7 protein-coding genes are annotated in these 8641 nt (G+C 44.1%); 6 read left to right on the forward strand and 1 reads right to left on the reverse strand.

The window, feature by feature from the left end:
• Positions 1–211: 211 nt before the first annotated feature.
• The gene (locus tag ACED42_RS20985) at positions 212–1252 is read left to right on the forward strand and encodes a lactonase family protein (RefSeq protein ID WP_371704004.1); all 1041 of its coding nucleotides are present in this window, start codon (positions 212–214) and stop codon (positions 1250–1252) included.
• 79 nt (positions 1253–1331) lie between these two features.
• Here the strand turns inward: ACED42_RS20985 and ACED42_RS20990 are convergent, their stop codons facing one another.
• Complete coding sequence (locus ACED42_RS20990) at positions 1332–2507, reverse strand: 2-octaprenyl-3-methyl-6-methoxy-1,4-benzoquinol hydroxylase (RefSeq protein ID WP_371704005.1); 1176 nt, start codon at positions 2505–2507, stop codon at positions 1332–1334.
• A 308-nt stretch (positions 2508–2815) separates the two neighbouring features.
• On the opposite strand from ACED42_RS20990, the gene miaB reads away from it, so the two are divergent.
• The 5 genes from miaB (at position 2816) to lnt (ending at position 8548) form a co-directional block, all read left to right on the forward strand.
• On the forward strand, positions 2816–4240 hold the full coding sequence (miaB, locus tag ACED42_RS20995) for a tRNA (N6-isopentenyl adenosine(37)-C2)-methylthiotransferase MiaB (protein WP_009848484.1): 1425 nt from the start codon (positions 2816–2818) through the stop codon (positions 4238–4240).
• Positions 4241–4403: 163 nt separating this feature from the next.
• Positions 4404–5525, forward strand: coding sequence for a PhoH family protein (locus ACED42_RS21000; protein WP_371704007.1), 1122 nt, complete (start codon positions 4404–4406; stop codon positions 5523–5525).
• Positions 5526–5987 (forward strand): rRNA maturation RNase YbeY, encoded by a 462-nt coding sequence (ybeY, locus tag ACED42_RS21005; protein WP_017101917.1) that lies wholly within the window; start codon positions 5526–5528, stop codon positions 5985–5987. It begins immediately after the preceding gene.
• A gap of 120 nt (positions 5988–6107) precedes the next feature.
• Positions 6108–6998 (forward strand): CNNM family magnesium/cobalt transport protein CorC, encoded by an 891-nt coding sequence (corC, locus tag ACED42_RS21010; protein WP_012603382.1) that lies wholly within the window; start codon positions 6108–6110, stop codon positions 6996–6998.
• 32 nt (positions 6999–7030) lie between these two features.
• Positions 7031–8548 carry an apolipoprotein N-acyltransferase gene (gene lnt / locus ACED42_RS21015; RefSeq protein ID WP_371704009.1) on the forward strand — a complete coding sequence of 506 codons (1518 nt, stop codon included), beginning with the start codon at positions 7031–7033 and terminating at the stop codon, positions 8546–8548.
• Positions 8549–8641 lie beyond the last annotated feature (93 nt).

Consider the following 8641-nt stretch of genomic DNA (forward strand, 5'->3'; position numbering starts at 1 on the left):
ATTTAGGTTCTGGCGCCGAGAGGTGTGAGAGTTCAAGTCTCTCCGACCGCACCATCATTGAATAGAACCCAGCTTTTTAGCTGGGTTTTGTTTTATCTGGAATATGTAAATCTGCAAGCCAAGTCACCAAGTATTCTCTCCTATAACCTCACTTTTACTACAATTTTATTAGACAATGTCTGCTCCATTTCCTAACTGAGTATGACTGCCCATGAAAACCCTCCCTTTAACGATCGGTTGCTACACAGATTCTCCAAGTAATAGCCAAGGTGTATATCAAACTCAGTTAGATCTAGAAACGGGAACGCTGTTGCCTTTAAAGCTTATAGCGGCCTGCACTAACCCCTCGTTTATTACCACGACAAAGCTGGGGGTCTACACAGCTTCTGAAGTTGACCAAAAGATGCAACCACAACTGATTCATATACCGAATTCTGATTCAACAATAGCGTCAAATACTGGGCCAATCTCAGGAGATCACCCTTGTCATATCACGATAGATCCCCACAATAAGTTTGCTATTACATCGCAATATTCATCAGGGACATTCGATATCTTTAGTTTAAGTATCAATGGCAATATCGATAAACGGCTCAAAACACTCAAAATGGTTGGTTCTGGACCTAATGCAGAAAGACAAACAGGCCCACATGCACATCAAAGCCTTTTCCTAAAGAACTCTCCGCAGTTTGTGACCGTCGATCTCGGAACCGATCGAATCAACTTCTATTGCTTTGACGAAGAGCAAGAAGAGTTCCTTGATGAACCAATGCAATCTATCAAAGTGCGTGCAGGGAATGGACCTCGTCATCTAACCTTTAACCAAGCTGAAGATAGAGCCTATGTGGTGTGTGAGCTCTCTGAAACAATATTGATTTTAGAAAAGTCTTTAGGCATTTGGAATGTAGTGGAAGAGATTGATGCATTGCCTAATATGGAGAAGGGAGAAGCCGCAGCTGCGATTAAGCTATCGCCAGATGAGCAATTCCTTTATGTGTCTTGCCGACATCAATCCAGAATCAGTTGTTTTAGAATAGACTCCGTCACTCAAAAGCTCATTTTTATGGATAGTTACAATGTTGAAGGCAAGTTCCCTCGCGACTTTCATATCACTAATGACGGACAATGGCTTATCGCCGCAAACCAGCACTCCAACAACCTCACGTCATTCAAACGAAATATTGAGGATGGATCTCTCATTTATACTGGATGCTCTTTAGCCATTGATGCGCCTGTTTGTGTGACGCAATAGCACTAAGCACTATCATGAAATCAAAAAAGGAGAGCCTCAGCTCTCCTTCTTTTATAACTAGATAACTTGGAGTAACCAATCACAACCCTAAAGCGTACTTAAGCACCTGTGATTTAATCGGCCCTGAGTTTTCTGCTAGCTTTAGTGCTGCATTTCGCACAAACTTAAGTGGGCCAATGTCATTGCTAAACGTTTTGTAGAAAAAGTCCATGCCACTTTGCATCATTAGATTGTCACCTCTTCTGATCACTTCATAGCGTCTCGCCACAGATTGATTCAATTCACCTTTCTCTTGGGTGATATCCAATAGTGCTGCCACATCTTTAAAACCCAAGTTAACACCCTGCCCTGCTAGAGGGTTAATCGTATGTGCAGAGTCCCCGACTAAAATACAGTTATTCTTTGAGTATGATTGAGCATGACGTCGTGTCAGAGGAAAAGAACCCGAGTTCAAAACTTTGATATCACCTAACTCTTTAGGAAAGTGAGTAAGTACTTCATTACGTAGTTTTTCAGGGGGCATTGCTGACAATTGCTTAATACGCAGTGGAGAATCATACCAAACTAACGAGCCCTGCCCGACTTGTTGATCGTCAGAGGTTAGAGAACACAAAGGCAAAAATGAACGAGGACCACTTGGTAAAAATTGCTGCCAAGTAATATCTTGCTGAGGCTGTTCTGTTTCTACGTTGATAAGCATGCAGTGCTGTCGGTAATCCCAAGCCGTAATACCAATCCCTGCTTGCTGACGGACGGCTGAATTTGCGCCATCAGCGCCAACCACCCACTTAGCGGACAACTGAGTACCCGACTGAAGCTTGACTATATTGGTCTCACCAAACTCAATCTCATCGAGCTTTTCTGGACATAACAGTTCGAGATTGTCGTAAGCATCAAACTGAGCCCATAAACCCAATTGGATTAATCGATTCTCAACGATATAGCCCAAACGAGGAAGGTCCAGTGATGCTGCATCAAACCGAGTACGACACTCTGGATGTTCCCAAGTTTCCAATCGCTTGTAAGAACAGACGCGCATCGCTGCAATACTTTGCCATGCACCAAGATCTTCAAGCAAATCGACCGATGCTTGAGAAATCGCTGACACACGAATGTCCATCGCTTGCGACTCATCAAAAGCTTGTGGGGCAAAACCTTCGATCACCGCAACACTCAGACCTTGCTTTGCAAAACCGATTGCTGTTGCTGCACCAACCATGCCGCCACCGACGACTACAATATCGTAACTGTTCATATTTCGTACTTATCAGTTTGATTCTTTGACTGTTTTTGATTGTACTTTTTCATAACGAACTTGTAACCAAAAACCTTATTCGAAAGAAGGGTTATCCCTTATGGCATATGGCGTTAACGATAATAAAAACCACTACATAAGAGATTTGTTCAGACTACTAGTCAGTCGGTTTTGAAACCAGTACAATACGCCGCTTGCCGCTAGAGCCTGTCATAAAATTGAATACCGAATTATGACGAACGGAGCTAGCGGATGAATAATGGGCGATTTGCTCCCTTAAATTAAACTAACGATCGAGCGAACATATAATGAGTAAGAAACTGCTAATTAAAACTTGGGGCTGTCAGATGAATGAATATGATTCATCAAAAATGGCCGACCTGCTTAACGCTGCAAATGGCTATGAGCTAACTGAAGTACCTGAGGAAGCAGACGTACTACTATTGAATACTTGTTCTATCCGCGAAAAAGCGCAAGAAAAAGTATTCCACCAGCTTGGTCGTTGGAAAACGCTTAAAGATAAAAAAGAAGGTGTGGTGATCGGTGTGGGTGGCTGTGTAGCGACTCAAGAAGGTGATCACATTCGTCAACGTGCACCTTACGTAGACGTTATCTTTGGCCCACAAACATTACACCGTTTACCAGAGATGATTAAGTCATCACTGTCTAACGAAAAGCCAGTAATGGACATCTCTTTCCCAGAGATCGAAAAGTTCGATAACCTGCCAGAGCCAAAAGCAGACGGCGCAACAGCCTACGTTTCTATCATGGAAGGTTGTTCTAAGTACTGTACTTACTGCGTTGTTCCATATACTCGTGGCGAAGAAGTTAGTCGTCCAATGGATGATGTGCTATTCGAAGTTGCACAACTTGCAGAGCAAGGCGTACGAGAAGTAAACCTGCTAGGCCAAAACGTAAACGCATTCCGAGGCCCTACTCACGAAGGTGACATCTGCACATTTGCAGAGCTCCTTCGCCTAGTTGCGTCTATCGACGGTATCGACCGTATTCGTTTCACAACAAGCCACCCGCTTGAGTTTGGTGACGACATCATTGAAGTTTACAAAGATACCCCTGAACTAGTGAGCTTCCTTCACCTACCAGTACAAAGTGGTAGTGACCGTATTCTTACGATGATGAAGCGTCCACATACGGCTATCGAGTACAAATCTATTATCCGTAAACTGCGTAAAGCTCGTCCTGACATTCAAATCAGCTCTGACTTTATTGTTGGTTTCCCTGGTGAGTCTAAGCAAGACTTCCAAGATACAATGAAGCTAATTAAAGAAGTTGATTTCGATATGAGCTTCAGCTTTGTTTTCTCTCCACGTCCAGGTACGCCAGCGGCAGATTACCCATGTGATGTACCAGCACAAGAGAAAAAAGATCGTCTGTACGAACTGCAACAAACAGTAAACACACAAGCTATGCGTTTCTCTCGTCTAATGCTAGGCACAGAGCAGCGTATTCTTGTTGAAGGTCCATCAAGAAAGAATCTCATGGAACTGCGTGGCCGTACTGAAAACAGCCGTGTTGTGAACTTCGAAGGTTCTGCAGACCTAATCGGTCAGTTTGTAGATGTGAAGATCACTGAGGTTTACACTAACTCACTACGTGGTGAGCTAGTTCGCACAGAAAAAGACATGGGTCTACGCGTTGTAATGACTCCAGCAGAAATGATGGAAAAAACAAAGCGTGAAGACGAGCTAGGTGTAGCGACATTTACGCCATAGGCAATACAACTGTTTGAGCACAAAGCGCAAACACAAAGCTTGAAATTACCTAACTAAGTGACCATCTTAGAAATAGGGATATCACCATCAAAAGCCCGGTCTAAATCGGGCTTTTTGCTCTTTTTTATATTTAAGAGTGAGTGGCACAAAATGAGAGGCTAATTTGAGCAATAAAATCGTTACCTTAGAGATAAATCTAGAGCCAGCAGACAACAAGCGCTTGGCAAGTTTATGCGGACCATTTGACGACAACATCAAGCATCTTGAGCGTCGTCTGGGCGTTGAGATTAATTACCGTAGCAACTTTTTCACGATTGTCGGTAAGCCTCACACTACAGCCGCCGCTTTAGACATCATCAAACACCTCTATGTTGAAACGGCTCCAGTTAAAGGCAACATAATCGATATCGAACCAGAGCAAGTGCATCTGGCGGTCACTGAGTCTGGCATTTTGGAGCAACACGTCGAGTCTGAAATCGACTACGGCAAAGAAGTGACCATTAAGACTAAAAAAGGCGTCATCAAACCTCGTACGCCAAACCAAGCACAATACCTAATGAATATGGTCACTCATGACATCACTTTTGGTATTGGACCTGCTGGTACTGGTAAAACGTACTTAGCTGTTGCGGCTGCGGTTGATGCACTTGAACGTCAAGAAGTTCGTCGAATCCTACTGACTCGTCCTGCTGTTGAAGCTGGTGAGAAGCTTGGTTTCCTACCGGGTGATTTAAGCCAAAAAGTAGACCCATATTTGCGTCCGCTTTACGATGCACTGTTTGAAATGCTTGGCTTTGAGCGAGTTGAGAAGCTGATTGAACGTAACGTGATTGAAGTTGCTCCACTGGCTTACATGCGTGGTCGTACATTGAATGATGCGTTTATCATTCTTGATGAGAGCCAAAACACCACGGTAGAGCAGATGAAAATGTTCTTAACCCGTATCGGTTTTAACTCTCGCGCTGTGATCACAGGTGATATTACACAAATCGATTTACCTCGTGGTGCAAAATCAGGCCTACGTCATGCAACTGAAGTGCTCAGTGAAGTGGATGATATTAGCTTTAACTTCTTCATGTCTGAAGACGTCGTTCGTCACCCTGTCGTTGCTCGTATCGTCAACGCGTACGAGAAGTGGGAAGCAAAAGACCAGAAAGAGCGCAAAGAGTTTGAACAACGTAAGCGTGAAGAGCGCGAGGCCAAGCTTCTTGAGGCTCAACAAGCCGTTACGACACAATTAGAAACACAAAATAGCTCTGTCATTGCAGAACAAGGTGATAAATAGATGTCTATTGAACTAGACCTGCAAATAGCGGTCGAAAATGAGCAAGGTCTTCCAACCGAGCAAGATATTCAGCTTTGGTTGGATAAGACAATCCCTCAGTTTCAAGAGAGTGCCGAGTTGACGGTTCGTATTGTTGATACACAAGAAAGCCACCAGCTCAATCATGACTATCGTGGAAAAGATAAGCCAACTAACGTGCTGTCTTTCCCATTTGAAGCACCACCAGGAGTGGAATTAGATCTACTGGGTGACCTCATTATTTGCCGCCAAGTTGTCGAAAAAGAAGCAGAAGAGCAAAGTAAGCCTCTGCTAGCACACTGGGCTCATATGGTTGTACATGGCAGTCTGCATCTGCTAGGTTATGATCATATCGAAGATGATGAAGCTGAAGAGATGGAGTCACTCGAAACAGAAATCATGCAAACTATGGGGTTTGAAGACCCGTATATTCTAGAAAAGTAAATCGATTCTAGTAAAGTAGGTTGCAGAGAAACAATAACTCATCGAACCTGTGATTTTCGCAGGAATCTGAGTTGTAACGTGTGCTATCACACTTCTGATAGCGTTATTTTTTGAGAAATCATGAACGAAGGTAACCCCCCCACTTCTGAGGGAAGTAAAAAATCTGAAGGTCCGAGTAGAAAGTCCTTCTTTGAACGCCTAGGCCAACTATTTCAAGGTGAAGTTAAAGATCGCCAAGAGCTCGTAGATGTAATCCGCGACTCAGAAATTAATGACCTCATTGACCACGACACGCGCGACATGCTCGAGGGTGTAATGGAAATTTCAGAGATGCGAGTACGCGATATCATGCTGCCTCGCTCTCAAATGGTTACAGTTGAACGCACCGATGATTTAGATACATTGATTGCGCTTATTACTGATGCTCAACACTCTCGCTACCCAGTGATCAGTGAAGATAAAGACCATGTTGAAGGCATTCTATTAGCGAAGGACCTACTTAAGTATTTGGGTTCAGAAAGTGCCCCATTTGATATCGAACAAGTGATTCGCCCTGTCGTGGTTGTTCCTGAAAGTAAGCGTGTTGATCGCCTACTCAAAGAGTTCCAAGAAGAGCGCTACCACATGTCTATCGTTGTCGATGAGTTTGGCGGAGTTTCTGGCCTGGTAACCATTGAAGATATCCTCGAAGAAATCGTTGGTGAAATTGAAGACGAGTTCGACGATGAAGAAGAGCTAGATATTCGTAAGCTGAGTAAGCATACCTTCTCTGTAAAAGCTTTAACCACTATTGAAGAGTTCAACGATACGTTTAACACTGCCTTTAGTGACGATGAAGTGGATACCGTAGGCGGTATGGTTATGACAGCACTCGGTCACCTGCCAGTTCGTGGCGAAATTGTAGAAATCGAAAACTACCATTTCAAAATTACGTCTGCAGATAACCGTCGTGTGATTCAGCTACAGGTAACGATACCTGACGAACAACCTCTTCCTACTATCGAAGAATAACAACTTCTCTCTAAAGAGATGACAGAAATTAGATGACTAAGACCTTTATTCATCGCCTATTACGGCCGCTTGCGGCCGTTTTTGTTGGCGCTATAACCACCCTTTCATTCGCTCCATACTCTATATGGCCTCTTGCTATTCTCAGCCCAGCTTTGTTGCTGTTACTGATCCACAACCGCTCTCCTAAGAGTGCGCTTTGGATTGGCTACGCATGGGGTTTAGGTCAATTCACGACAGGTATCAGCTGGGTATACGTCAGCATTGATGGTTTTGGCGGCATGCCACTGGCTGCCAACCTATTTTTGATGGCATTGCTTGTTGGCTACCTAGCCGTTTATTCGGGTCTATTTACCTGGAGTTTGAACAAGTTCTTCCCTGCTAATAACCTAAGCCGCTTTTTCCTTGCAGCTCCTGCATTGTGGTTAATCAGTGATTGGCTACGTGGCTGGGTAATGACGGGCTTCCCTTGGCTTTGGTTAGGCTACAGCCAAATCGATTCGCCACTAGGTTCATTTGCACCGATTGGCGGCGTCGAGTTAGTAACTCTAGCGATCATTGTTTCAGCCTCTGCATTCGCTTATGCGATTGTTAACAGGGCCTGGAGTATCGCTATCATTCCTGCCGTCGTATTTAGCACCGGTTTTGGTATTCGCAACATCGATTGGGTCACACCGAACCCTGAAAAAACTACGTCAGTCGTCTTAATACAAGGCAACGTCGATCAAGACAGCAAATGGCTGCCGAGTCATCGCTGGCCAACCATGATGAAGTACACCGACCTAAGCAGAGAAAACTGGGACGCCGATATCATCATCTGGCCTGAAGCGGCTATTCCAGCATTCGAAGTTGAGATTCCATCTTTCCTACGCAACATAGATAGCGCAGCGAAGATGAACAACAGCTCAATCATTACTGGCGTGCTGAATCAATCTGAAGATAAGAAGTACTACAACAGTGTTCTTTCACTTGGTGTGAATCCATATGGTGAGTACAGCTACGATCCAGACGAACGCTACCATAAGCATCACCTGTTACCGTTTGGTGAGTTTGTTCCGTTTGAAGATATCTTGCGCCCATTAGCACCGTTCTTTAACTTGCCAATGTCATCATTTAGCCGTGGCGACTTTGTTCAACCAAACATCGTAGCAAATGGTCGTCATCTAGCACCTGCGTTGTGTTATGAGATCATCTTTAATGATCAAGTTAGACAGAGCGTAACCGATGAAACTGACTTTATTCTAACGCTCTCTAACGATGCGTGGTTTGGTCGTTCGATTGGGCCATTGCAACATATGGAAATTGCACAGATGCGCGCTCTAGAGCTTGGTAAGCCGCTTATTCGCTCTACCAACAATGGTGTGACGGCTGTTACCGATTATAAAGGCAACATCATCAAACAAGTGCCTCAGTTTGAAACGGCCGTATTAAAAGCTGAACTCATTTCAACGGATGGTCAAACGCCTTATCACACAGTTGGTACTTGGCCACTGTATGTCTGGGCGTTGCTCAGCTTGGTGATGGGTTGGCTAATTAGAAAGCCAAAGAGCTAGATTCGAAGAAAAGTGATTCGAGGGTTGACTGGTGGGTCAACCCTTTTTTTTGGTTCATCGCGGATTAGCGGGAACTTAAAACAAAAACGGTAG

Source organism: Vibrio sp. FF145 (assembly GCF_041439075.1).
Lineage (GTDB): Bacteria > Pseudomonadota > Gammaproteobacteria > Enterobacterales > Vibrionaceae > Vibrio > Vibrio tasmaniensis_A.

Excerpts from the sequence above, each read along its gene's own strand:
- ACED42_RS20990 (WP_371704005.1), bottom strand. The coding sequence starts at position 2,507 with ATGAACAGTTACGATATTGTAGTCGTCGGTGGCGGCATGGTTGGTGCA.
- ACED42_RS20985 (WP_371704004.1), top strand. The coding sequence starts at position 212 with ATGAAAACCCTCCCTTTAACGATCGGTTGCTACACAGATTCTCCAAGT.
- miaB (WP_009848484.1), top strand. The coding sequence starts at position 2,816 with ATGAGTAAGAAACTGCTAATTAAAACTTGGGGCTGTCAGATGAATGAA.
- corC (WP_012603382.1), top strand. The coding sequence starts at position 6,108 with ATGAACGAAGGTAACCCCCCCACTTCTGAGGGAAGTAAAAAATCTGAA.
- lnt (WP_371704009.1), top strand. The coding sequence starts at position 7,031 with ATGACTAAGACCTTTATTCATCGCCTATTACGGCCGCTTGCGGCCGTT.
- ybeY (WP_017101917.1), top strand. The coding sequence starts at position 5,526 with ATGTCTATTGAACTAGACCTGCAAATAGCGGTCGAAAATGAGCAAGGT.